Raw genomic sequence first — 24,534 nt, 5'->3', positions numbered from 1 at the left:
GGGGGCGTCTTGCCTCCCCCTTCTCCCCAGGGAGACCACATTGCTGCAGTCCATGCCCCCCGATCCCGCCGCCGGACGGTCCCCGGCCGGCGGCGAGCACCCCCACGCCACCCTTCTGCGCGCGCTCTACGCCGACATGACGCTGCTGGCCCGGTACGCCGCAAATGACATCCGGCTGCACTCCCACGGCACCGCACCGCTGCTGGCCGGCACCTGGACCGGACGGGACGCGGTCCTCACCCGCCAGGCAGCCCTGTGGGCCGCCGCGCCGGGAACCCTGCGACTGGTCCCGCACCGGATCAGCGCCGACGACAGCTTCGGCACCGTCATCGGCCGGTTGACCGCCCACCGCGACGGCCACCGGCTGGACACGGACATCTGCGGGGTGTGGCGGTTCACCGGCGGGCGCCCGGCCGAGCACTGGGAACACTGCGCCGACTGGGCCGCTGCGGACCACTTCTTCGCCGGGGTGCCCGCACCCCCGGCCGCACCCGCCGAGACGGTCGTCGTCATCGCCGTCTTCACCACCGACCCGCGCCGCCGGCGCGACCTCCTGGACGACCTGGCCGCCCTCACCGACCGTGTCGTCCGGCACGCGCCGGGTTTCCTCACCGCCGACCTCCTTCCGAGCCCCGACGGACGTTCGGTCACCATCCACGCCCACTGGACCAACACCCACGCGGCCGACGCGGCCATGCATCTGCCGGAAGCCCAGGCGTTCCACCAGCGGGTCGGTGCCTATGCCACCTTCGATCGGCGCTACTACCACCCCGCCGCCCACCTTTCCTTCCGCGCATCCGGCGCCTCCCGCTCCGCCGGGACGCCCGCCGCTTCCCCGCCCGTCCCGTCACCTGAGGCACCCGCATGACCACCGACCCCACCGGGCCCCGGTCCGCCGTTCCCTGGGACGGCGAGCCCCAACGGCTCCAGGACGCCAACACCGCCTTCGTCAACGGCGATCCGGAACCATACAAGGAGCTCTGGCACCGCGGTGACGACATCTCGCTGATGAGTGCTTACGGCGGGATCACTACCGGATGGGCCTCCGTGGCCGCCCACTTCGACGCCATCGCCGTTCAGTGCCGCGACTGGCAGGGCGTGTTCGAACAGACGCCCGTTCAGGAGGTCGTCACGGCGGAAACCGCGTGCGTCGTGCGGCGACAGCGCACGCACGACCGGGTGTCCGGCACCACCGCCGAGCGGCGGGTGACCCTGCTGTACCGCCTGCTCGAAGGCCGGTGGCGCATCGTCCACCAGCACTCCGACCCCTTCGTCCGGGAGACGCCGCCGATCGAGCCCCGGGCGTCGTAGACCCGCACACGCCACTCCCCTACCCACGTGGTCGTCCCCTTCGTCCGTCCGCCCACCGGAGTCGCCCATGTCGCCCACCCCGTCCCGCCGCTCGGACGAGCCCCGCCTGGTCCCCCTCGCGGAGGGCTGCTGGGCCTACCTCCAGCCCGACGGCGGCTGGTGCCTCAACAACTGCGGCGTCTACGTCGGCGACGAGGCCGTCACCCTCATCGACACCACGGCCACGGTGGCGCGAGCCCGAGCGCTGCGAACCGCCGTGGCCCGTCTCACCTCCCTGCCGGTGACCACGGTGATCAACACCCACCACCACGCCGACCACACCTTCGGCAACCGCACCGCTGCCCCGGACGCCACCGTCGTCGCGCACCGCGCCACGCCCGGTGCGATGGCCGAAGCCGCCTTCATGGTCCAGGAGGTATGGCCGGAGGTGGACTGGGGCGAGATCGTGCCCAAACCCGCCGACCACGTCTACGACGACCGCATGACACTCCCCGCCGCGGGCCGTCCGCTCCACCTCCACCACCCGGGCATCGCGCACACCGACAACGACACCGTCGTCTGGGACCCGGAGACCCGGGTGCTGTTCACCGGGGACATCTGTTTCTCCGGCGCCACCCCCTACTGCGTGGACGGCTCACTCACCGGCACCCTGGACGCGCTGCGGGCGATGACCCGTCTGGACCCGGCCGTGGTGGTCGCCGGGCACGGACCGCCGGGCGGCCCGGAGATCCTGCACCGCGACATCGCCTACCTCGAATCCGTACGGGAAGGGGCGCGCCGCGGCCTCGCCGCCGGCCGGACCCCGCTGGAACAGGCCCGGGCCACCGACCCGGGCCCGTACGCGAACCTGCTCAACCCCGAACGGCTCGTCGCCAACCTGCACCGTGCCTACGCCGAGGAGGCCGGCGGCGACCCGTACGCGCCCATCGACGTGCCCCAAGCCCTGCGCGACGTGGTCGCGCTGGCCGGCGGCCGCACCCCACCGTGCCACGCGTGAACAGGACCGTCCCACCCGCCCGACGCGGACCGGACAGGACCAGCCCGCCGCCCGAGAGCCCGCCGGCCCCCTCCGGCACGGAAGGACCCCACGTGTCCCAGTCCGTTCCCACCCTCCGCCCGCCGCCCGACGGAAGACAGATCGTGGTGACCCCGTCCATGTGCGGTCCGGGCGGGCTGTTCTTCGGCCGGGCCGGTGACTGGACGTGGGACGCCGTCGGCCACGCCTGCGGCATCGATCCGTACCGCGCCCGCACCGCCACCGGACAGCCGGTCTACCTCGCCTTCCAGTACTACCGCGTGCGCGGCGCCCCCGGAGCCCATCCCTACCTCCTCGCCTTCGGCGACCGGCTGGAGCTGACCTCACGGGTGTTCACCCTCGGCGGCGAGTCCCTGCTGACCCTCCACCGGATCGCCCTCGACGGGGCGGCGCCGGGCGGTGCGCTGGAGCCGGAGGAGGCGTACGAGCGGCCCCGACCGCACTGCTTCTACGTGGAGACCTACAACCGGTGGGTCACCCGCAGCCGTCCGGCCGGCAACGACCATCTGGTCTCGGCCACACCGGTGGGCTTCCGTGCCGACGCGCTGCCCCCGCTACCCGCCCGCTTCTCCCCGCGCGCCGACTGCACCGCCGCGCGCCGAGCGGCCTCCTTTCACCCCGGGGGCATACCGGGCCACCGCCCACTCGGCGCGGTCCACGGCAGCGCGTACCGCGTCGACGCGGCCCGGGACCTCAACGGGGCCGGACTGCTCTACTTCGCAAGCTACTTCTCCTTGGTGGACACCGCGCTGCTGCGCCTGTGGCACACCTTGGAGCGGGACGACCGCGGCTTCGTCGACCGCTGCCTGCTCGACCACCGCCTGCTGTACGCCGCCAACGCCGACCCCGGCACGGAACTGACCCTGACCGCGCGACTGTGGCGGGACGAAGCCGATCCCCGCCGGGAGACCGGGGAGGTGACCGTACGCCGGGCCGGGGAAGACCGGCTGGTGGCGGTCGCGGCCGTACGGCTGCGTCTGCCGGAACCACCGGCCGTCCCGGCCGGACCGACTCCCGCTACCACCTCCACCGAAAGGGTGATCCCATGACATCCGGCCGCCCGGACGTGACTCGGCTGGTGCGTGAGGCGGTGGGCGTGGTGCTGCCCGGCCTCGACCTCACCTTCCTCACCGAGCACACCACCTGGGACGAGATCGGCGCTGACTCCGTCGACCAGGTGGAAATCCTCCAGATCACCGCCGAACGCCTCGGCCTGCCCCTGCTGGGCGAGGGCTGGGGACGGACCGCCACCGTGCGCGAACTGACCGAGCGGATCGCGGAGGCCGTCGCCCGCGATCCGGTCACCCAGACCGGCACACCGGGCCCGGGACCGAGCGGGGAGACCCTCCGGTGACGGACCTCCCCGACCCGGCCTCCTCCCGCCCCGACGGCTGCTGTGGCCCTCCGCCGTCGCCCACGCCCGCCGCACGCGCCACCGGCGCGAAGCCGGAAACCCCCGGCCCCCTGCGACCGGCCCCCGGCAAACCCCTTAGGAGCTCCCCATGCCCGGCATCGCAACATCGACCGTCAGCAGCGATCTCGACCTGTTCGCCGACGACGTATTGGCCGACCCTTTCCCCGCCTACGCCACGCTGCGCGCACTGGGTCCCGCCGTCCACCTCACCCGGCACGGCGTGTGGGCCATCACCCGGCACGCCGACGTGAAGGCGGTGCTGGCCGATGCAGAAACCTTCACCTCCCACGGCGGCCTAGCACTCAATGAGACCGCTCAACGCACCTTCCTCTCCGAAGCCGTGCTCGCTGCCGACGGTGCCCGCCATGCCCGGCTGCGACGCGTACTCTCCGCCCAGCTCGCACCCCGGGCGATCGCCCGACTACAGAACTCGGTGGAGGAACGCGCCGACCGGCTGGCACAGGAAGTCGTGGCGCACGGTGCCTTCGACGCCGTCAACGACCTGGCCATGGTCCTGGTGTCCGACGTAGTGCTGGAACTGATGGGACTGTCCGCCGAAAGCCACCCCTACCTTCACACCTGGTCCGACGCCACACTGACCAGCTTCGGCCCCGACAACGACCGCACCCGCGCCGGACTTCCACTCACCCGGGCCATGCGCGACCACCTGAGCGCCTCCGTCACCCGCGACAACGTCGCCCCGAACAGCTGGATGGCCGCCATCTTCACCGCCGTGGACCGCGGCGAGGTCTCCGAAGCCGAAGGCGTGGCCCTGATGATCGCCTACACCGTCGCCGGCATGGACACCACCGTCCACTCCATCGCCACCACCCTCCACCAGCTCGCCGCCCACCCCGACCAATGGCAGGCGATGCGCGCGGCCCCGGACCGACTGGCACCCGCCGCCCACGCCGAAGCCCTCCGCTACGCCGCTCCGGTTCGCTCCTTCGGCCGACGCGTCACCCGCGACACCCGCGTGGGAGGCACCCCGATCCCGGCAGGCGCCCAGATCTGGGTCGTCTACGCCTCTGCCGGCCGCGACTCGGCCCAATGGGGCCCGGACGCCGACTCCTACAACCTCCACCGTCCCGGCGTCACCGAACACCTCTCCCTGGGACACGGCGTACACCGCTGCGCGGGAAACCACCTCGCCACGCTCGAAGCCACCGCACTACTCAGAGCACTGGCACGCCACACCCCCACACTCCAAAGGGATCCCAAAGCCACCCCACGACGAGCACTGAACAACATCCTCTACGGCTGGGCCACCATGCCCCTCACCACCTCGCTCGTCACCATGTGACCACCAGACACCTGCCTGCCGCCTACTCACCACCCAGGCGTACCGCAACGAGGATTCGTCCAACGAGCTGCTCTGTTCCTCATGCGGCGCGCGCATTCGAGGAGGCCGCCCTGATCGAACAGATGGTGGACCCTGCCGCGATTACCTGCGACGACGCGGCATCCGGCACACCATCCCCGAGAAGACCGACAGCCAGGCGGCCCGCCTGCGCAAAGGCTCACGAGGCGGGCGCCCGCCGGGGTTCGACGAAGAGCGGTACAAGAAACGCAACACCGTCGAACGGGCCATCAACCGGCTCAAGAATGCTCGAGCCGTCGCCACCCGATACGACAAGCGCGGCTACGTATTCCTCGGCACGGCCACCGCAGCAGCCCTCGTCATCTGGCTCCGGACATGATCGACCGGACAAGCCCTAGCCGGTGACGTTCACCACATGCCAGAGCCCCGGTCAGATTGCAGCTGACCGGGGCTCCTTCGCGCCTGAATCAGGCGGAGCGTTCTTCCTTGGCCTCGCCGCTTCTGCGGGGAGGCGTCATCCTCGGCCGACGGGGAGAGGCCGTCGGCTCCCCGTCCTTCACCGCAGCCAAGGGCCTCCGGGCGTGCGGCACGAGTTGTACAACCTTCTCGGCGGCGTCACGAGCGAGATCGTCCAGGACCGACTGGTAGATGTCCCGGGTGATCCGTGTGTCCGAGTGTCTCGGAGACCACCTTGATGTCGACCCCGGCGGCGAGCATCAGCGTCGCTGCGACGTGGCGAAGGTCGTGGAGCCGGATCGGAGGAAGGCCAGCGGCTTCGACCAGACGCTCGAAAAGGTCGCTGACCTTGCCAGGGTGAAGAAGGGAGCCATCCTCCTGGGTGAAGATCCGACCAGTGTCCTGCCAGCCCTCGCCCCACGCCTCCCGCTCCCGTTGCTGACGGGCCTTGTGAGACAGGAGGTCCTGGTTCGTCTCCTCATCGAGTGCGATCAGGCGAATGCCGCTGTCGGTCTTCGGGGCGCCCTCGTGAACCTCCCAGCCGTCCTGCGCAAGCTGGGTGGCAATGGCGAGCGAGCGCGCCTTCGTCGAGTGATCTTCCCAGCGGACGCCGCAGCTTTCGCCGCGCCGTGTGCCCCGAAAGGCGATCAGCCGCCAGAGCACGTACAGGCGGTCGTGCTCGACGAAGTCGAGGAACGTTGCCGTCTGCTCGGGGGTCCAGACCATGACCGGTGAGGGCCTCTCGCCGGTCTCTTTCCAGCGTGCGATGCGCTCATCGCTCCAGACGAGGGCCTTCGGCTTCGTACCCGGCAGCAACTCGACGTGTGCCGCAGGGTTGAAGTCCGGCATCACCTGTTGGGAGATGGCAATGGTGAGCGCGGCGCGGAGGGTGTCCCTGATGTGCGGCTGGGTGTTGAGTCCGGTGACCCGTCGGAAGGGGGGCATCGCGTCGAGCTGAGCCCGAAGCCAGTGGCGTCGGGCGCGGTTCTCGGCCCCCTTGTTCGGCGTAGCCTTGAGGTCGTCGCGTACTACGCGCCGCTGGGCGTTCTGTTCCTGGACTTCGATGTTGCGCTCGTTGATCGCGTCGAACATCGAGTCGATGTGGTGGACGCGGAGCTTGTCGAGGCGCAGGTGACCGAGATGGGGCTTCAGGTGGACGCGGATATCGCATTCGTAGCGAGCCGCCCCACCGCGCCGCAGGCGCTTGCGCCCCGCCAACCAGGTGTCGAGCCACTCCGCCACGGTGACTTTGGAGTTCAGGGACTGCCCGGTCTTGAAGCGACGGCGGGTCTCGTCGTAGTCCGGGACCGGGTCCTTGTCCTTGTCCTTGACGCAGTTCTCCACGAGGTCGCTGATCTGTCTTGCCCCAGGCGTCGTCTTCCTCGGGAAAGGCCATGAGGGCACGGACCTTGTCCAGCTCCTCCTGGGCCTTGCTGGAGGTCTCGAAGCCGCCACGACGGAACCGCCTGCGACGGCCGTCCTGAGCGGGTTCGAGTTCCTGAACGGCGGTCCAGGTGCCATGTCGGCGCGAGGACTTGAGCTTGGGGCAGGAAGCGCCGTACTCCTTTTTGGACTTCGGGTCCGTGCAGCGGCACCGTCGTATGAGGTTGCCGTTCTTCACTCGCTGTCCTCCGAAGCGGTCGGTGTTTCGGGCTGGTCGACGAAGGCCAGCTCGTCAGGCAGAGGCGGAGGGGCCAGGTCGCGGTCGCGCATACGGCCACGGAAGGTGCGCAGTTCCTGGCAGTCCTCGAACGCGTGCTCCTCGTAGCCCTCGGCGCGCTGCAGGAGGGTGGCTCTGCGGGCCCGGTCCAGGGTGGTGCCGGCCGCCCGCCGCCTCTCCCTGGCCGCGGAGTTGGAAGACATCGCGGCAGCCACCAGGTCACCGTGCTGCCGGAAGAGGTCGAGGAGGTCCCGAGCGGAACCATCGGGAGCGGGCTCGACCAAGGGCGACTCGCCGGTGAACCATGCGACCGCATCCCAGGTGGAGACTTCGCGACCGGGGAGGACCTCGACCGTGGCTGAGGATCCGAGCGGGAAGAGGAGAGTCACCGGCGGCACGCCCAGGACGTCAGCCAGCACGACGACCTCCGCGACGGTGATGCTCGTCTTACGCCCGGACTCCAGATTCTTCATCGAGTGCTCGGTGAACCCCGGCAAGCCGCGTTCGGCACAGCCCTGAGCAACCTCGGCCATGGTGAGGCCGGCGGCCTTGCGCGAGTCCCGCAACCGCCTGGCGATTCGACCGGTGAACGCTGTCGGCCATTGATCAGGTGTCATGGTGACACTTTAGGTGACCAAGAAGCGCTGCTGCAACTCCGTGATACACATGTGGCGTCAGTGTGACGCGGAGTATTCCCCGGAGGACACCATGGCGGCACCCGATTCGTCCCGTGAAGCACGAGGGCTGACGGGCGACGAGCTGCTTGCTCTCCCTGCCATGATCGACCTCGACACCTCGAACCGAGCGTTGATGATCGGCCGACCAACGGGATACGGACTCGCTAAGCAGGGGGACTACCCGGTCAAGGTGCTGCGTCTAGGCAACGCTTACCGGGTGGTGACGGCTGACTTGCCGAAGTTGCTGGGCCTTGCGTACCCCCAGGCGAGTGGGCAGCGGAACGATGACAGGGTCGGGCACCACAGCCTCGTTGCCTAGAAGGTTCATCTGCAGGCCCGAGGGCAGCGGCATTCGGGGCCCTCAGCTCAAGCCTGCCGGACGGCGGTCACGAGCAGTGTGTCCGCGCTGCGCGGCGCGTCGGTGGTCGACGGCAGTCTGTCGATGCTGATTCGGGTGAATCCGGCCTCGTCGAGCACCTTTGTCCAGACCTGTTCCTGTAGTACCCAGCGGCGCATCGTGGTCGCTTCCCCGCCAGGGGTTCTTGCCGGTACGTCGGCGGGCACGATGTCCGCTGCCGCAGGTGCGCCGCCTAGGTAGTGGGCGAGCGTGGAGAACACCAGCCGGCCGCCGGGACGCAGTGCTGTAGCCAGGGACGGCAGCAGTTCGTGCGGATCGGTGAAGTCGACGGCGCCGAAGACGCTGTACAGCACGTCGTACGAGTCGGGCGCCGTCCGTGCACGCTTCCCCGACATCGGACCCGATGATGCGCAGGCGCGGCGCGAGGTGGCCGAACAGCTCGGTGGCCATGGCGTACTGCGCGGGTGAGGCATCGACGGCATCAACCCGGGCGGGGGAATGATGGGTCGCGAGGTGGGCGGCCTGCCTGGCAGTGCCTGCGCCGAGGTCTCCGACGACTTTGCCCGTCAGGTCGCCCAACAGCTCGGGGCCGGGGCCACTGTCTTGGCTCCAGATCCAGTGGAAAGTGTCGGGGACGGCGCGGTCTCGTTCGGCACGGGTGCGGCCGTAGTGATGCAGGAGGTCTGTGGTGGTGGTCACCCGCATCATCCTGGCGGGCGCCGTCCGCCGCCGGGCCAGCTCCGGGGAATCTCACCCACGCGTGAGTCGGGCCCCGGCCAGAATCGGCGCGGGGCCCGGCGGGGCGTTCAGCCCAAGGTGAGTCAGTGCGAGTCGTTGCCGGGGTGGCAGGGGCCGCAGTTGGCGGCGTCCGACCACAGCGGCAGGTCGACCTCCCAGCCGTCAGCCGCGATCAGGTCCGCCGTCCGCAGCACGGACCCGTCGTTCTTGAAGTCGACGTCCGGAACGTGGTGCAGGAAGTGTCCGCCGTTGAAGCGTTCGCACAGCGTGGCGTACGCCACGGTGTCCAGGATGATCGTGTGGACACCGATGTCGACGATCTTGCTGGGTGCGAGTCCTAGGGCCTGGCCCCGGTGATTCATCGCGGTCAGCAGGTAGGCGTAGCCCTGTCCGAGGACCCGGGCCGCCATGACCGAGTCGTAGGGGTAGTCGCGCATGAGGAGCCCGACCTGCTTGTCCCACAGGCCGGTCGGCACGACCTCCCGCGCAGAACGGATCGGGCCGGTCGTCGGGCCGGTGACCAGAGAGGTTGCAACAGCCGTTGCCATGATGCCTCCGATGGACGAGGCCCCGCGGTCCGGGGCGCTGCACCCAGGACACCGCACTGACCTGCCCAGCAGCGCCCAACGGTCCCGTCGTGCAAGGGCTTTGCACGTTGTGCAAGCGGTCTCGACGGCGCCGTCCGCCGACCGTACGGTTGGGGACCCCGGTCGTGCGGCGTGGGAGGGACCTGTGCCCGTTGACCTTTGGAACACGCCCATGGCGCGCGAGTTAGCCGCGCAGCGGCGCCCCGGCGCGCTCATCCGTCTCGGCCGCGAACACCGCGCCTGGACCCTCGCCACCCTCGGGGACCGGATCGGCTGCTCAGCCGCCACGGTGTCCCGGTTGGAGCGCCGCAACAGGGTGGTCGATCTGGCCTTGGTGCACCGCGCAGCACTGGAAGTCGGCGTCCCACGACACGTCTTGGTGCATTCCCTGGCGCCCCCCGCCCCGACCCCGTCGGCAGCCACTAGAGTGACGGCCAGTCCGCACGCCGAGGAGGACCCGATGCGCCGCCGCACGCTGATCACCGCCACGGCGGCTGCCGGATCAGCCGCCCTGCTGCTGGGGTTGGACGAAGCTCTGGCCGACACCCCCAGCCCCACCGGCGGCGGTTCGCTCGACGCCCGGCTGGCTACCGCCCGCGAGTTGTACGACAAGGGCGCCCGCAGGGGCGTCTCCTCGCCGCGTTGCCCGGCCTCATCGGTGACGGGCACTCCGCCGCGTCGTCGCGCCGGGAGCTCGATCAGGCCCGGCTCTCGTCCGTCTACAGCCTGACCGCCTCGGTGCTGAGCAAGCTCGGCTCGTACGATCAGGCCCGGCTCACCGCGGACCGCGCCCGCACTTGGGCCGAGGTATCCGGCTCTCCTCTCGCGTCCGCAGCCGCAGTCCGAGAGCTGGCGATCGTGTTGCGCCGCCAGGACCGCTCCGAGGAGGCCCAGCGCCTCATGCAGGCGGCGGCCGCCGGAGGGGAAGCCACGGGCCTGCGTACCGAAGCTTCGGCGTCCGCGTACGCGCAGATGCTCTGCACACTGGCGTACACCGCCGCTCGTGGAGGGCACCGGACGGACGCGTTGGCGATGACCGAAGAAGCCCGCCGAGCCGGCACGCGCCATGTCAGCTGGGGGTGGGAGGCACGTACCTCCACGCTCGCCGTCGATGTCACGCGGGAGCAGTGGCGGATCTTCGGTGAGCGGCTCGCGGTTGCCGAGGAACAGCTGCTACTGGCGGCCGAGTTGGAGCCCGAGTGGGTCACCCCGTGGCGGCGGCTCCTCACCTCCGGGCGCGGGTTGTCGCTCGGGAAGGACGTCAACCAGGCCCGGTTCGACGCCGCTCTGCGCCGTGATCCGCTGGACCCGGAGGTCCACATCGACTGGCTGTCGCAGTTGCAGCCCCGGTGGGGCGGCGAGCCGGGGCAGGCCCTGGCGTTCGCCCGCGGGGCGTTCGCCCGGGCTCCGCAGGGGCATCGGCTGGGTTGTGTGATCGCCATGGCCCACATCGAGGAGTAGGTCGAGTCGGAGGAGCCGGACTGCCTCGGATCTGCCGACATCCGGGCGGAGTTGCGGCACGCGGCCGATCACAGCATCCTCCATCCCGCCTACGTACGGCGTCCGGGGTGGCAGCACGACTTCAACATGTTCGCCATGGCCCTGTCGCTGGCCGACGAGCGCCATACGGTCCGGCGCGTCTTCCACGCCCTTGACGGCGCCTACACCAGCTGGCCCTGGACCTACTTCGCGGAGCCGGAAGAGCAGTTCGCCCGTCGCCACCGTCGGGCCCGAGCCGGCCATTCCGGTTCCTTGCGTCGCTCCTGGGCCGGCATTCTCCGGTTCCTCCCGTCGTGCTTGAGTCAGCTACTCCGGTTCCTTCCGTCGTGCTTGAGTCAGCCATCCCGGCTTCTCCCGTCGTGCCTGAGTCAGCCATCCCAATTCCTCGTCGCGCCTGAGCCCGGTCTTCTTCCCCGTACGCCGCCTGTCGGCCCTTTCCCTCGGACTGCCCGATGACCCTGCCCCCTCCCGTGTCCCCGGACGGCGCCGACCGCGCCTTCCAGGTGGATCTGCGCGGCCTCGTCGATCTCCTCTCCCATCACCTCTACTCCAGTCCCCGCGTCTATCTGCGGGAGCTCCTGCAGAACGCGGTGGACGCGCTGACCGCCCGGCGTGGTGTCGAACCGGGCGCCCCCGCCGACGCCTTCGGCATCCGGCTGTTCGCCGACGGGTCCGTCGTGCGCGTCGAGGACGACGGCGTCGGGCTCAGCGAGGCCGACGTGCACACCTTCCTCGCCACGATCGGGCGCAGCAGCAAGCGCGCCGAGGGGATCGCCGAACAACGCGGTGAGTTCATCGGGCAGTTCGGGATCGGGCTGCTCTCCTGTTTTCTGGTCGCGGACGAGATCCATGTGCTCAGCCGGTCCGCCCGCACCCCCGACGCGCTCGCCGTGGAGTGGCGCGGGCACGGCGACGGCAGTTACAGCGTCCGGACCCTGCCCGCGTCCACCCGGCCCCTGCCAGGTACCACGGTCACGCTCACTCCGCGCGCCGATACGGCGGAGTGGACCCGGCCGGCGCAGGTGCACGGGCTGGCTCGGCACTTCGGGTCGCTGCTACGGCATCCGGTGACCTTCCATGGCGGCGCGGCGGGGGCGTCGGGGGTCCTGGTGAATGCGGAGGCGGCGCCTTGGACGCGTACGTACCCGACCCCGGGAGCCCGGTCCCGCGCGCTGGCGACGTACGGCGAGGATGTCTTCGGGTTCGCGCCGCTGGACACCATCGAGCTGGACCTGCCGGCCGTCGGGTTGAAGGGCATCGCGTGCGTGCTGCCCGAGGCGGTGCCGGCCGGGCGCCGCCACGGGCACCGGGTACACGTCAAGGGCATGCTGCTCTCGGAGCAGGCCGACGAGATCCTGCCGGAGTGGGCGTTCTTCGTCCGCTGTGTCATCGACGCCGAAAGCCTGCGCCCCACCGCGTCCCGCGAGTCCCTGTACGAGGACGACACGCTCGCGGCCGTACGCGACGCCCTCGCCGAGCGGCTGCGCGCGTGGATCGCCCGGGCCGCCGCCAGCGATCCGGAGCTGCTCGGCCGGTTCCTCCACACCCACCACCTGGCCGTGAAGTCGCTCGCGGTGCACGACGACGAGATCCTGCGGCTGCTGCTGCCCTGGCTGCCGTTCGAGACCACCGACGGGCACACCACCCTCGACGAGTTCGCGCGCACCCACCGCACGGTGCTCGTGACGTCGAGCGTGGAGGAGTTCCGGCAGGTCGCGGCGATCGCCTCGGCGGCCGGGCTGGGCGTCGTCAACGGCGGCTACACCTACGACCGCGAACTGGTGCACCGGCTCCCCGAGATCCGGCCCGAGGCGAGCGTCGCGGACCTCGATCCGGCCACCCTCACCGCCCACCTCGACCCCGTCGACCGGGAGACCGAACTGGCCGCCGCGGCCTACCTCGGCCTGGCCCGTGACGCCCTGGCCGTCTTCGACTGCGATGTCGCGCTGCGCACCTTCCACCCCGCCTCCGCGCCCGCCCTCCTCGTCGACAGCCGCGAGGCCCGGCACGAGCGCACCCGCTCCCAGCTCGCCCGCGAGCAGGATGGCGGCCTGTGGGGCGACATCCTCGGCGCGCTGCGCCAGGAGGCCCCGCGCGCCCAGCTGATCCTGAACCAGCTCAACCCGCTGGTGCGCACCGCCGTGGCCATCGACGAGCCCGAGCTGGCCCGTACCAGCGCCGAGGCCCTCTACGGGCAGGCCGCGCTGCTCTCCCGGCGCCCGCTCAGGCCCGCCGAGTCGAGCCTGATCAACCGCTCCTTCCTCGAGCTTCTCGCCCATGCCCTCCGCAAGGACAGCTGACGATGACCACCGCACCCCACCCCCGGAGCACCGACGAGCTGTACCAGGCGCTCCGGGAGAACGACCGGCTGCCCTACGGCCGCACCCGCACCGTCACCGCAGAGGAGCTGGTGGACGCCGCCGAGCGGTTCGACGAGCCCGTACCGCTCATCCACGCCCTCCTCGAGCTCCAGGAGGCGTACACCTACGGCTCCGACCCCCGGAGGTCGCCCGTCGTCTTCGCCCGGCTGCTCACCCTCTTCGACGAGCGGCCCGACGTCTTCGACGAGCGTCTGCGCCACCAGCTGTTCTGGCGGTTCAAGTGGGTGGCCGACGCGCTGCGCGCGCTGCCCGAGATACCGCTGACCAGCCTGCGCCAGTGGCTGACGGAGATGCGTGAGCGGTACGAGAAGGCGGGCCTGGGCCTCCAGCCGTACTACGGGCAGGCCTACCGGCTCGCCGCCCATGTGGGCGAGGACACCACCCTCGCCTACGAGCTGTGGGCGGGCCGCCGCCGGACCCCGCACAGCGACTGCGAGGCCTGCGAGATCTGCGAGCGTGCCCGGTACCACCTCGCCGCGGGCGACGACGAGCGCGCGCTGGACGTCTGGGCGCTCGTCCTGGCCGGGAAGGAGTCCTGCAAGGAGGAGCCGGCCCGCTCCATCTCGTACGCGCTGCTGCCCCTGCTGCGCACCGGGCGCGCCGACCGGGCGCGCGAACTGCACCTGGCCGGATACCGCGGCTCCCGCCGCAACCCGTCGATGTCCCCGGAGGTCGGCCGGCACCTGGAGTTCTGCGCGCTGACCGGCAACGAGGGCCGCGGTCTGGAGCTGCTGGCCGAGAACCGGAACCTGTTCGACGAGGTGGAATCGCCGCTGGACCAGCTCGACTTCCTGACCGGTGTCGAGGTCCTTCTCCACCGCGTCGAGACCCTCGGCCACGGCGAACTGCCCGCGGCCGGGTACGCGGGACGCACCTGGACCGTGGCCGGGCTGCGCGCCGAGGTACGCGGCCGAGCCGACGGCCTCGCCGACCGCTTCGACACCCGTAACGGAACCACGGCCCACTCCGCGCGCCGCCGCGCCCGCCTGGACCGTGCCCCGCTCCTGGACACGCTGGAACTGGCCCTGCGCATCCGCCCCTTGGACGACCTGACCCCGGCCGCCCCGGCCGCCGCGCCCGCCACCCGTACGGCCGAAGCGGTTCCCGAGGCGCTGCCCGAGCTCATCCTCCGGGCGCGGGCGCTGGCCGAACAGGGGCACCCGGACGCGCGGGCCTGCTGGGCCCGGCTGCGTACGCTCGTCGCCGCCCGGGGCTACACCCATCCCGAGGACCCGGCCGTCGGCCCGTACGTCCAGCTGTGCGCGGACCTGCTGGCCGACGAGGCGAACCGGGCGGCCGAGCGGGACGAGTTCACCGTCGCCGTCGATCTCCACGAGGAGGCCGCCGGGCTGTACGAGGACGCCGGAGCACCGGGCGACGCGGCGCTCGCCCGGGCCTGCGCCCTGCTCGCCACGGCAGAGACGCCGGTGGAGGGGGCCGACGGGGTGGAGGTGAGGGTCACCACCCTGACCGACACCCACGCGGCCGTGGTCCGGCTCCAGCAGGAGACGCCCGGCCTCGCCCCGTACATCGGGGGCCGTCTGCTGAGGCTGCGGGTGGCGGCGCTCGGCCTGCGGCTGCAGACGTCGGGGAGCGAGGCACACGCCGCGCCGGTCCTCGCCGAGGTGGATCGGCTGCAGGAGTTCGCCACCCGGCACGGCCTGGACGGACAGGTCTCCGGTGCGATGCTGCTGCGCGCCAGCACGTACGCGCTCTCCGGCGATCTGCCGGCCGCGGTCACCGAGGTCGACGCCCTCCGCGACCGGCTGACATCGCACGGTCCCGCCTGGCACCTGCCGCGTGCGCTCGGGCTGCGGGGCCGGCTCCAGCTCGGCCTCCGGGACGCGCGGGCCGCGCACGCGGACCTGACCGAGGGGCTGCGCCTGGCCGCCACCTGGCCGGCCGACGCGGTCGACACCGCTCGCCTCCACGGCGACCTGGCCGAGGCCTGCATGCACCTCGGGCGCCCCGAGGACGCGCTGCTCCAGCTGACCCGGGCGGCCGAGGCGGATCTGCGGGAGGGAAAGCGGACGGACGCGTACTGCACCTACAGCAACGCGGCGCAGCTCTGCCTCGATCTGGGCCGGGTCGAGGACTGCATCGCGCTGCTCGACTCACTGCTCGCCGAACCGTATGTCGTGGCGGGGGAGTTGGACGACCGGCTGGTCGCTCAGCTGCGACTGGTCCGCGCCCGTGCGCTACAGGCGGGGGAGGATCTCAAGGCCGCCACGGCGGAGTTCGTCGCTCTCGCGGCGGAGTCGGCCGGCTGGGAGGACGACCCGGGCAGCCACGCGCTGATCGCCGCGGACACGGCCGTGATCCTCGGCGAGGCGGGCGACTTCGACCGGGCCCGTGAGGTCGCGGAGCGGGCGCTCGCCGCCCATGCCCTGGCCCCGCGCTACGAGTTGATCAGCAACTGCCTGCGGGAACTCGCCCGCCTCCAGGCCCAGCAGCAGAGGGCCGACGGTCTGGCCGGCGCCCTCGCCCACCTCGCCGCCGCCGGCCGGGTCGCCGAGGAGGCCCGCGCCGCCGACTACGAGGCCGCCGGGCGTCCCCTGGACGCCGCCCTGGCCTACGAGTACGGGCGGGTCCACGCCTTTGCCGGCGCGTACGAGGACGCCCTCGCGGCCCTGGAAAAAGCCCTCGTCCTGCTCGGTGAGCCGGGACCGGAGGAGGGGAGCGCCGGTGAGTGGGCCGAGTGCGTGCGGCTGGCGGGCGCGGTGGAGGGGATCTACCTGGAGCGGCCCGCCCCGGCGCTCACCCGCCTCGACGGGGCGGTCGCCCGGCTGACGGCCCTGGGCCACACCGAGGAGCGCGAGCCGCTGGCCTCCCTGGCGGCCCAGCTGCGCGACGAGGGGTGACATGGCGGGCGGCGGCGGTGCCGCGCGGCTGGTCGCGCCGAAGGCCCGTCCCGGTGGTCACCGAAGCCCCGTCCCGGTGGCCGCTGCCTCCGGTGCGGGTCTGCGGCCCGCTGTTCCCGGTCCGCCCGCTGGTCGTCCGCTTGTCCGGTGAAACCGTCCGCCCGCCGGGGGTCACCGCCCACCCGGCGGCCCCCGTCCGCCCGTCAGGCGTAACCGTCCACCCGCCGGGTGCCACCGTCCCCCGGCCCGGCACCCCGTCCGCGCGTCGGATGTCCCCTTGCCTGACCCATTGGTCTAGTCCAAACTGGTCGGCGACGAAGCCTCTGCAGAGTCGGCCGCGCACGGCCCGCAATGCCGCCGCCGGTCATGATCGACCGGGGGCGGTCGTGGATGAGGGGGATGCCATGTCGGGGAGGACGTCGGCCGCGGGGCTGCCCGGGGGAGGTCCGGCGGGCGAGCAGGGGGCGTTCGGTCCGCGGCTCCAGGCGTTCCGCCGGCGGGCCGGACTGAGTCAGGAGGTGGCCGCGTTACGGGCCGGGATCAGCACCCGGGCGCTGCGCGACATCGAGCGCGGCCGGGTCCAGCGGCCTCAGGCGCGTACCCTGCAACGGCTGGCGGACGTACTGGAGTTGACCGGCGGAGAACTGGCGGAGCTGCTCGCCACCACCCGGACCGGACCACCGCGCGGTGCCGGCCGGCCGCGCCTGCTGATCCTCGGGCCGCTCGCCCTCCAGCGCGGCCAGGCCCCGGTGCCGGTCACCAGCCCGATGCTGCGCCGCCTGCTCGGCCTGCTCGCTCTCAAGCACCCCGAGCCGTCCACCCAGCGGGAGATCACCGACACCCTCTGGCCGTCCGGGCCGCCCAGCTCCCACCAGAGCCTGATCCACACCTACGTCAGCCAGGTCCGCCGGCTGCTGGAACCGGGCGGTCCGCGGACCGCCCCGGCGCCGACCGTCGTCCGGACCCCCACCGGCTACCTGCTCCAGGCGTCGCGGAGCCAGATCGACCTCGGCCACTTCGACGAGCTGCTGGCCCAGGCGGAGCGGCTGCACCGCGCGCCGGACCCGGGTGCCGCCTACGAGTCGCTGACCCAGGCCCTGCGCTGGTGGCGGGGGCCGGTGCTCGCCGACGCGGACCCGGTGCTGCGCCAGCATCCGGCGGCGGTCGTGGTCAACGAGCGGCGGGTCAAGGCGGTGCTGCTGTACGCCGACACCGCGCTGCTGCTGCGCCGGCCCGAGGAGGCCGTCCCGCTGCTCTGGTCCATGGTGAACAGCGAGCCGCTGCACGAGGGCCTGCACGCCCGGCTGATCCTCGCCCTCGGCAGCTGCGGGGAGCAGGCCGCCGCACTCAACGTCTTCGGCCGGCTGCGCGACCGGCTCGACAAGGAGCTGGGCATCGCACCCAGCGCCGAGGTCCGCGACGCCCACCTGCGGGTGCTGCGTCAGCAACTGCCCCTCGCGCAGCGCCCGGAGCGCCCCGCGCCGCCCAGCCGCCCGTCGACCGTCGGCCCGCTCCCGGCGCAGCTGCCCGCCATGGCCGGCTCCTACGTCGGACGGCGACGGCAGATGCGGGACCTGGACGCGCTCCTCTCGCCCGACCCGGGGCAGCGCGCGCACGTGGTGGCGGTGGTCGGCGCGCCCGGGGTCGGCAAGACCGCCCTCGCCAAGCACTGGGCGCACGCCCGGCGCGCCCACTTCGCGGACGGGCAGCTCTTCGTCGACCTGCGCGGTCACTCCCCGCTTCCGGCGCTGCGCCCCGGCGACGTCCTGGCGCAGTTCCTCCGGGCCCTGGGCGCCCCGCCCGACCAGCTGCCCGCCGACGAGGACGAGGCGGCGGCGCTGTACCGCACCCTGCTCGCCGACAAGCAGATGCTGATCGTGCTGGACAACGCGCGCGACCCCGAGCAGGTCAGGCCGCTCATCCCGGGTGCCCGGGGCTGCTCGGTGGTGATCACCAGCCGCAGCCGGCTCGCCGGCCTGGTCGTGAGCGACGGCGCCCGCCAGCTCGCCCTGGACGTCCTCGACCCGGACGAGGCCCGCCAACTGCTGGCCGGCATCGTCGGCGAGTGCGCCGCCACGGCCGAGGAGGAGGCGGCCCGAAGACTCGTACGCGTCTGCGGCGGCCTGCCGCTGGCCATCCGGATCGCCGGGGCCAACCTGGTGGCCCGCGACACGGGCATCGCCGACTACTGCGCCGAGCTGGCGGGGGACGACATGCTCAGCCGGCTGCGGATCGAGGGGGACCGGCGCTCGACGGTACGGGCCGCCTTCGACCTCTCCTACCTCGCGCTCCCGGCCGAGGCCCGGCGGATGTTCCGGCTCCTCGGCCTCATTCCCGGCCCGGACGTCTCCGTGAACGGCGCGGCGGCCCTGACGGACGCGACCTCGGCCGCATCGGCGGAGCTGCTGGTGACCCTGACGGACACCCATCTGGTACGGGAGCGGGGAGCCGGCCGCTTCGGACTGCACGACCTGCTGCGCTCGTACGCCCGTGAGCTGGTCAGTGCCCAGGAGGCGCACGCCGCCCGGCAGCGGCTCTTCGAGTGGTACCTCCACCACGCCGACGCGGCGGCCCGGCTGCTCTATCCGGAGGGGTCGGGCGCGGGCCCGGTCGGCTCCTGCGGATCGGTCCCCTCGGCCGCGCTGGTCTTCTCGGACCACGGTGAGGCGTCGGAGTGGCTGGACAGCGAGCGGGAGAACCTGGCCGGCGCGGTCCCCCAAGCGTCCGCCGCCGGGTTCACCACCCTCGCCTGGCGGTTGGCGGAGAGCCTGCACAGCCATCTCTCGGCGGGCCTGTACACGGGCGAGTGCCTCAAGGTCGCCACCGCCGGCCTGCTCGCCGCCGTCGCGGACGGCGAGCCCCGGGCCCAGGCCGCCGCGCAGCTGCGGCGCGCCGAGTGCCGCTGGGCGCTGGCCGACGAGGCCGAGGCCGTCGAGCTGTTCCGCAGTGCGCTGGCACTCGCGCGGCAGGCCGGCTGGCCCGACGGGCAGGCGCTGGCGCTGCGCCGCCTCGGCGCGGCGCGGCGGGAGACCGGCGCGGCGCGGCGGGAGGCCGGCGCCGGACAGCGGGAGAACCACGCCGGGCGGGCCGCTTGCGACGCGCTCTCCCCGGCGGGTGAACTCACCCGGCACGGCGACGGAACGGGCGCCGCCGAGGGTGTCACCAGCCCGGGGCTGATCCGCTGAGGGGGCCGGCGGCAGGACAACTACTCCGGCAGTTGGACGAGTTCTGCCGGTTGCTGAGGGCCGGTCTGCGGTGGCTGGCGAAACCGCAGGTCAGCGCCGGTGCGTCCGGCCGGGACCGGTCTCCCGGGTGTTCCTCGCCCTCTGGTCCGGCTCAAGGAGAGCGACCAGTCCGGGACCGTACTGTGGCCGCACCGAACCGCACCAGCAGCACCGATCCGCACCCAAGCCGGACCGATCCACACCGATCCGCACCGGAGCCGGACCGATCCGCACCGAAGGCGGACCGAAACCGGACCGATCCGCACCGATCCGCGCCACCGAGGCCGGTCCCCGTGCCGACTCATGAGGTGATACGGCGCCACAGCCCACGGGCGGTCGCGCCGCCGCCCGTGCGGGGCGCGTTCCGGGCCCCTCTCCCTCGGCCATGCCACCATCATCCGCGCACTCAGAATGAGGTAACGATGCACTTCGCGGCACAGGCCCCACGTCAGGGAGGACAACGGGCGGCCGAGATGGACGAGTTCGTGGTCGCTCTCTATGAACACGTTCTGGGGAAAGGGGCCTTCCATCCGTCCCGGATAGCCGAGGAGCTCGACGTCCCGCCGCAGCGAGCCGCGCACGCGGTGGGCGTGCTGCGTGAACTGCGCCTGGTCAAGACGGCGGAGGGCGGTGGCGCGGACCGACTCGTCGCGGTCAGCCCGGAAGCCGCCCAGATGGAGCTGCTGGTCCCGTTGGAGCGCGAGATCCTCGACAGCCGTCACCGACTCGCGGGTTTCAAAGGGCAGTTGAGCTCCTTCGTGGCGGCCTTCGAGAAGCAGGCCAGAACCCGCGCCGAGCCGGTGGTGATCACCGGCGACCAGGAGGAGATCGAGCTGCGGCTGCTGGAGGCCGCGCAGAGCTGCACCACCGAGGTCCTGGTCATGCAGCCCTGCGTGGCCCGCGAGACCCGCGAACTGCGGCTGGCCCGCCCCTTGGTGCTGGAGGCGCTGCGGCGCGGCGCGCGAGGGCGGATCCTGTACCCCCACACCGCGCGCGGAGACTCCGGCACCCGCGCGCACCTCGGTGAACTCCTGCCCGCAGGCGGGCAGGTGCGCACCACCAAGGAGGTCAGCGACCGCTTCCTGGTCTTCGACCGGAAGACCGCCTTCATCCCCTCCGGCGAGGACGGCGAGGACGGCGAGGACGGCAAGGACGGCAAGGACGGCGAGATCGCCGTCGTCTACGACAGCACGGTCGCGGCCTTCCTGGCCGGGCTGCACGCCCGGGTCTGGGAGTCCGCCGTCGACTTCGACTCCGGCGCGGCGGGCTACGCCGGGACCATGGAGGAGCTGAAGGCGACCCTGCTCTCCCTGCTGGCCTCCGGGGCCAAGGACGAGGTCATCGCTCGCCGGGTGGGCATGTCCGAGCGGACCTTGCGCCGCCATGTCGCCACGATCATGCAGGACCTGTCAGCCAGCAGCCGCTTCCAGGCCGGTGTGCTGGCAGCCCGAACCGGCCTGGTCGACCTGGCCCTGAGGAGTGCCGCATGAGCCGCTTCAACCAACTCGCGCAGACCACGGCGGTGCGCCAGGTCCAGGAGGAGATGGGCAGCGCCACAGCGGCCGGCCGCCGGCTGCGGGAGCAGGCCGAGGAGCCCCAGCCGCTCGACGCGCGGGCGGCCGAGTTCATCCGGGGCCTCGACGGGTTCCTGTTCGCCAGCGTCGGCGAGACCGGCTGGCCGTACGTCCAGTTCAAGGGCGGGCCGCAGGGGTTCGTCCACGTCCTGGACGAGCACACCCTCGGCTTCCTGGACGTCCGGGGCAACCGGCAGTACGTCACCACCGGCAACGTACGCGGCGACGACCGGGTCGCGCTCTTCTTCATCGACCACGCCCGCCAGACCCGCCTCAAGCTGTACGGCCACGCCACCGCCGTACTCGTCGACGACGACCTCCCGCTCGCGGAACGGCTGGAGTCGCCCCGTACCGAGGGCAGGGTCGAACAGGTCGTCACCATCCGGGTCGAGGCCTTCGCCTGGAACTGCCCCAACCACATCACCCCCCGCTTCAGCCAGAGCGAGGTGTCCGAGGCCCTGGCCCCGCTCCACGAGCGGCTTGAGCGGCTGGAGCAGGAGAACGCCGCCCTGCGCGCGCAGCTCGCCGAGCGGTCGTAACGGGACGACTGTCCGCCGGCCGGATACGGCAGCCGTATCCGGCCACCGGGCACCTCCGTGAGGGAATTCCCTGACCAGAACCGAACGGCCCGCTGGCCGAATTCGGCAGCCGGTTCCGGGCATTGATGAGCCCTGCCGGGATTTCTAGTCTGGAATCAGCAAGGAGCCCTCGAAGTGAACGGAGGAGTCACGCGATGGTCAGCGACGTGATCGACCGGAGCGACCGGTTCCGGGGAATTCTGGACCGGCTCGCCACCAAGTCGATCGACGACTACTACAACCCGTACCGGCTCTTCGAGTGGCCGGACCGGCTCCCCGAGGACATGTGGTGGATGAGCCCCGAGCTCACCACCACGTACGGGACGGAATGGGCCGACAGACTCACTCCGGAACAGCTCCGCACGCTGTCCAAACACGAGAGCATCAATTTCTACAGTCTCAATGTCCACGGCATCCGGGAACTGCTCATCGAGGTGGTCAACCGGATTCACACCACCGGTTTCGAAACGCCGTCGGAGTTCTTCCACCATTTCATCGGTGAGGAGAACGAGCACATGTGGTTCTTCGCCGAGTTCTGCCTGCGCTACGGGAAGAAGATCTACCGGCAGCCCGCCGGCGGCGCGGAGACGGCCGCTCCGTCGGACAAGGTCCAGAGCCTCCTGGTCTTCGCCCGCATCCTGATCTTCGAGGAGCTGGTCGACCACTTCAACTCGGCGATGGCCGAGGACGGGCGGCTGCACGAGACGATCCGTGGCATCAACCGGATCCACCACCAGGACGAGTCCCGGCACATCGCCTTCGGCCGCGAACTGGTCGGCCTGCTCCACCAGGACCTGAAGCAGACCGCCACCGATCAGGAGCTGGACGAGGTCTCCACCTACCTGCGCCGCTACATGCGGCACAGCTTCGAGTCCCTCTACCACCCCCAGGTCTACCGCGACGCCGGCATCGAGCGCCCGCACGAGCTGCGCCGGGCCCTGCTGGCCTCCCCGGCCCGGGCCGAGGCCGAGTTGCGCACCTTCCGCAAGACCACCAAGTACCTCGAGAAGACGGGACTCATCCGATGACCCGCCTGACCGGCAGCGACGGCGAGCCCGCCCTCGCCATCCTCGGCCCGCAGGCCACCTCGCTCGTCAAGGAGCTCGACCGGGTCTTCACCGGCTGGGGCCTGGCGGACGGTGCCGAGGAGATCAGCGCCCCGCCGCTCTTCCCGGTGACCGACCTGGAGAAGTTCGACGTCTACACCAACTTCCCCCACCTCGCCTGGGTGGCCGGTTCGCTGGAACTGACGGAAGACCAGTTCAAGCCGGTGGACGGCAAGTTCGGGCCCGGGACGGTGACCGAGGCCCGGTACGGGCTGCCGCACGCCACCTGCTACGGCGCGTACCTCTTCCACGAGGGCGGCCAGGTCGCCGAAGACTCCCTGGTGACCCTGGTCAACCGCTGCTTCCGCAACGAGGACCACTACAGCGGGCTGCGCCGCCTCGCCAGCTTCCAGATGCGGGAGATCGTCGCGCTCGGCAGCTTCGACCACACCCAGCAGGTGCTGGCCCGCTTCACCGGGCGGATCCAGGCCTTCGCCGGCGCGCTCGGCATCGAGCTGGGCAGGGCGGCGGCCGGGGACCCGTTCTTCCGCAACGACAACGGCCGGGCGCTGATGCAGAAGCTCAGTCCGGTCAAGTACGAGTTCCAGTACGGCGACCTGGCGATCGCCTCGGTCAACACCCACCGCAACTTCTTCGGCGAGCGGTGCTCGATCCGGCTGGAGTCCGGCGAGCACGCCCACACCTCCTGTGTCGCCTTCGGCCTGGAGCGCTGGCTCGCCGTCCTGACCGAGCACTTCGACGCGGACCTCGACGCCGCGCTGGCCGCCGTACGCGTCGCCGCGCCGGACGTTGCGCGTGGCCCCGCGCTGGCCGCCGTACGCATCGCCGCGCCGGACGCTGCGCGTGGCCCCGCGCCGGACGCCGCACGCACCGCCGCGCCGGATGCCGTACGTGGCGCCGCGCCGGACGCCGTGCGCACCGCCGCGCCGGCCGCCGCTGTGCGCACGGCGGCGGAACCATCGTGAGCCAGCCCCTGATCGGCGTCGACCTCGTGCCGCTGGCCCGGGTCGGCGAGCTGCTGGACCCCGACATCGGGCCGGTGCTCAGGCGGTTCCTCTCCGCCGACGAGCTGGCCCTCTCCCGGACCCCGGACGGGGCGCCCGACCGGGCCGGGATCGCCGGACGGCTGGCCGCCAAGGAGGCCGTCTTCAAGCTGCTCGGCGCGGTCGGAAGGCCGGTTCCCTGGCAGGGCATCGAGGTCCTGCGTGGCCCCGGCGGCCGCCCGGGGGTCCGGCTCTCCGGCGCGGCGGCCGAGTTGGCGCAGCACGCCGGACTCGGCCCGATCGACGTCAGCATCAGCCACGACGCCGGCTTCGCCGTCGCCGTGGCGGCCGCCTCCACCTCCCGACCACCCCATCTCGCTGGATCAGTGACTTCGAAGGGAATGCCATGAGCTCCGCAGGTATCGACAAGGTCCGGGACTGGATCCTCGGCCGTCACCCCGAGCGCACCGAACTCGCCGCCGACGTGGACCTCATCGAGAGCCGGCTGGTCGACTCGCTGGCCTTCGTCGAGCTCGTCTACACCATCGAGGACGCGGCGGGTGTCGAGATCGACTTCGACACCATCGACATCGAGGACTTCCAGACCCTCACGACCATCGAGAAGGCGTTCTTCGCCTGAGCTCCTCGGATGCCGAGCTCCCCCAAGCCCGTTCCCCCCCGGGCCCGTCCCCCGAGCCCGTCCCCCCCCCGAGCCCGTCCCCCCCCGAGCCCGTCCCCCCCCCGAGCCCGTCCCCCCAAGCCCGTCCCCCCGAGCCCGTTCGCCTGATCCCGAGGAGGGGTCTTCAGC

20 protein-coding genes and 3 pseudogenes are annotated in these 24,534 nt (G+C 71.9%); 19 read left to right on the top strand and 4 right to left on the bottom strand.

The genetic code is table 11. The features are described 5' to 3' along the window. Positions 1–52 precede the first annotated feature (52 nt). The 7 genes and pseudogenes from ACIQAK_RS28310 to ACIQAK_RS28280 all read left to right on the top strand — a co-directional run. Positions 53–868: a nuclear transport factor 2 family protein gene (locus ACIQAK_RS28310; protein WP_366391748.1), complete on the top strand. Its 816-nt coding sequence runs from the start codon at positions 53–55 to the stop codon at positions 866–868. Further along, positions 865–1,311, top strand: coding sequence for a nuclear transport factor 2 family protein (locus ACIQAK_RS28305; RefSeq protein WP_366391749.1), 447 nt, complete (start codon positions 865–867; stop codon positions 1,309–1,311). Before ACIQAK_RS28310 ends, ACIQAK_RS28305 begins: the two co-directional genes overlap by 4 nt. A gap of 67 nt (positions 1,312–1,378) precedes the next feature. After that, positions 1,379–2,308 carry an MBL fold metallo-hydrolase gene (locus ACIQAK_RS28300; protein WP_366391750.1) on the top strand — a complete coding sequence of 310 codons (930 nt, stop codon included), beginning with the start codon at positions 1,379–1,381 and terminating at the stop codon, positions 2,306–2,308. Positions 2,309–2,400: 92 nt separating this feature from the next. Beyond that, a complete protein-coding gene (locus ACIQAK_RS28295) occupies positions 2,401–3,396 on the top strand; it encodes an LnmK family bifunctional acyltransferase/decarboxylase (protein ID WP_366391751.1) in 996 nt (331 codons plus the stop codon). Continuing rightward, positions 3,393–3,701 (top strand): hypothetical protein, encoded by a 309-nt coding sequence (locus ACIQAK_RS28290; RefSeq protein ID WP_366391752.1) that lies wholly within the window; start codon positions 3,393–3,395, stop codon positions 3,699–3,701. Before ACIQAK_RS28295 ends, ACIQAK_RS28290 begins: the two co-directional genes overlap by 4 nt. Before the next feature lie 148 nt (positions 3,702–3,849). Next, positions 3,850–5,064, top strand: a complete 1,215-nt coding sequence (locus ACIQAK_RS28285) for a cytochrome P450 (RefSeq protein WP_366391753.1) — start codon at positions 3,850–3,852, stop codon at positions 5,062–5,064. 106 nt (positions 5,065–5,170) lie between these two features. After that, positions 5,171–5,461, top strand: a pseudogene (locus ACIQAK_RS28280) (IS5/IS1182 family transposase); the annotation flags it as partial. A gap of 88 nt (positions 5,462–5,549) precedes the next feature. Here the strand turns inward: ACIQAK_RS28280 and ACIQAK_RS28275 are convergent. Both ACIQAK_RS28275 and ACIQAK_RS28270 read right to left on the bottom strand, forming a co-directional pair. Further along, positions 5,550–7,159, bottom strand: a pseudogene (locus tag ACIQAK_RS28275) (tyrosine-type recombinase/integrase). Then, a complete protein-coding gene (locus ACIQAK_RS28270) occupies positions 7,156–7,815 on the bottom strand; it encodes a helix-turn-helix transcriptional regulator (protein ID WP_366391754.1) in 660 nt (219 codons plus the stop codon). The pseudogene ACIQAK_RS28275 and the gene ACIQAK_RS28270 overlap by 4 nt, the downstream one beginning before the upstream one ends. Positions 7,816–7,906: 91 nt before the next feature. Here ACIQAK_RS28270 and ACIQAK_RS28265 point away from each other — a divergent pair, with 91 nt between their 5' ends. Next, a complete protein-coding gene (locus ACIQAK_RS28265; RefSeq protein WP_366391842.1) occupies positions 7,907–8,194 on the top strand; it encodes a hypothetical protein in 288 nt (95 codons plus the stop codon). Positions 8,195–8,241: 47 nt separating this feature from the next. Here ACIQAK_RS28265 and ACIQAK_RS28260 read toward each other — a convergent pair whose 3' ends face one another. Both ACIQAK_RS28260 and ACIQAK_RS28255 read right to left on the bottom strand, forming a co-directional pair. Then, the gene (locus ACIQAK_RS28260; RefSeq protein WP_366391755.1) at positions 8,242–8,628 is read right to left on the bottom strand and encodes a hypothetical protein; all 387 of its coding nucleotides are present in this window, start codon (positions 8,626–8,628) and stop codon (positions 8,242–8,244) included. Between the two features lie 426 nt (positions 8,629–9,054). Next, a complete protein-coding gene (locus ACIQAK_RS28255) occupies positions 9,055–9,519 on the bottom strand; it encodes a hypothetical protein (protein WP_366391756.1) in 465 nt (154 codons plus the stop codon). A 211-nt stretch (positions 9,520–9,730) separates the two neighbouring features. Between ACIQAK_RS28255 and ACIQAK_RS28250 the strand changes: the two genes are divergently transcribed. The 11 genes and pseudogenes from ACIQAK_RS28250 (at position 9,731) to ACIQAK_RS28200 (ending at position 24,366) form a co-directional block, all read left to right on the top strand. Beyond that, positions 9,731–10,288 (top strand): helix-turn-helix transcriptional regulator, encoded by a 558-nt coding sequence (locus ACIQAK_RS28250; protein ID WP_366391757.1) that lies wholly within the window; start codon positions 9,731–9,733, stop codon positions 10,286–10,288. A gap of 281 nt (positions 10,289–10,569) precedes the next feature. Then, a pseudogene (locus tag ACIQAK_RS28245) lies at positions 10,570–11,289 on the top strand (hypothetical protein); the annotation flags it as partial. Between the two features lie 221 nt (positions 11,290–11,510). Then, the gene (locus tag ACIQAK_RS28240) at positions 11,511–13,358 is read left to right on the top strand and encodes an HSP90 family protein (RefSeq protein ID WP_366391758.1); all 1,848 of its coding nucleotides are present in this window, start codon (positions 11,511–11,513) and stop codon (positions 13,356–13,358) included. A 2-nt stretch (positions 13,359–13,360) separates the two neighbouring features. After that, complete coding sequence (locus tag ACIQAK_RS28235) at positions 13,361–16,300, top strand: hypothetical protein (RefSeq protein WP_366391759.1); 2,940 nt, start codon at positions 13,361–13,363, stop codon at positions 16,298–16,300. 404 nt (positions 16,301–16,704) lie between these two features. Next, positions 16,705–19,485 carry a BTAD domain-containing putative transcriptional regulator gene (locus tag ACIQAK_RS28230; RefSeq protein WP_366391760.1) on the top strand — a complete coding sequence of 927 codons (2,781 nt, stop codon included), beginning with the start codon at positions 16,705–16,707 and terminating at the stop codon, positions 19,483–19,485. 461 nt (positions 19,486–19,946) lie between these two features. Further along, positions 19,947–21,014, top strand: a complete 1,068-nt coding sequence (locus ACIQAK_RS28225) for a LuxR C-terminal-related transcriptional regulator (protein WP_366391761.1) — start codon at positions 19,947–19,949, stop codon at positions 21,012–21,014. After that, positions 21,011–21,637: a pyridoxamine 5'-phosphate oxidase family protein gene (locus tag ACIQAK_RS28220; RefSeq protein ID WP_366391762.1), complete on the top strand. Its 627-nt coding sequence runs from the start codon at positions 21,011–21,013 to the stop codon at positions 21,635–21,637. The genes ACIQAK_RS28225 and ACIQAK_RS28220 overlap by 4 nt, the downstream gene beginning before the upstream one ends. A 194-nt stretch (positions 21,638–21,831) precedes the next feature. After that, on the top strand, positions 21,832–22,704 hold the full coding sequence (locus ACIQAK_RS28215) for a diiron oxygenase (RefSeq protein ID WP_366391763.1): 873 nt from the start codon (positions 21,832–21,834) through the stop codon (positions 22,702–22,704). Beyond that, positions 22,701–23,708, top strand: coding sequence for a hypothetical protein (locus ACIQAK_RS28210; RefSeq protein ID WP_366391764.1), 1,008 nt, complete (start codon positions 22,701–22,703; stop codon positions 23,706–23,708). The genes ACIQAK_RS28215 and ACIQAK_RS28210 overlap by 4 nt, the downstream gene beginning before the upstream one ends. Beyond that, positions 23,705–24,136, top strand: a complete 432-nt coding sequence (locus tag ACIQAK_RS28205; RefSeq protein ID WP_366391765.1) for a holo-ACP synthase — start codon at positions 23,705–23,707, stop codon at positions 24,134–24,136. Before ACIQAK_RS28210 ends, ACIQAK_RS28205 begins: the two co-directional genes overlap by 4 nt. After that, the gene (locus ACIQAK_RS28200; RefSeq protein ID WP_366391766.1) at positions 24,133–24,366 is read left to right on the top strand and encodes an acyl carrier protein; all 234 of its coding nucleotides are present in this window, start codon (positions 24,133–24,135) and stop codon (positions 24,364–24,366) included. Before ACIQAK_RS28205 ends, ACIQAK_RS28200 begins: the two co-directional genes overlap by 4 nt. Positions 24,367–24,534 lie beyond the last annotated feature (168 nt).

Source organism: Streptomyces sp. NPDC088706, assembly GCF_044752765.1.
Classification (GTDB): domain Bacteria; phylum Actinomycetota; class Actinomycetes; order Streptomycetales; family Streptomycetaceae; genus Streptomyces.
This window is presented reverse-complemented; position numbering and strand designations above follow the sequence as displayed.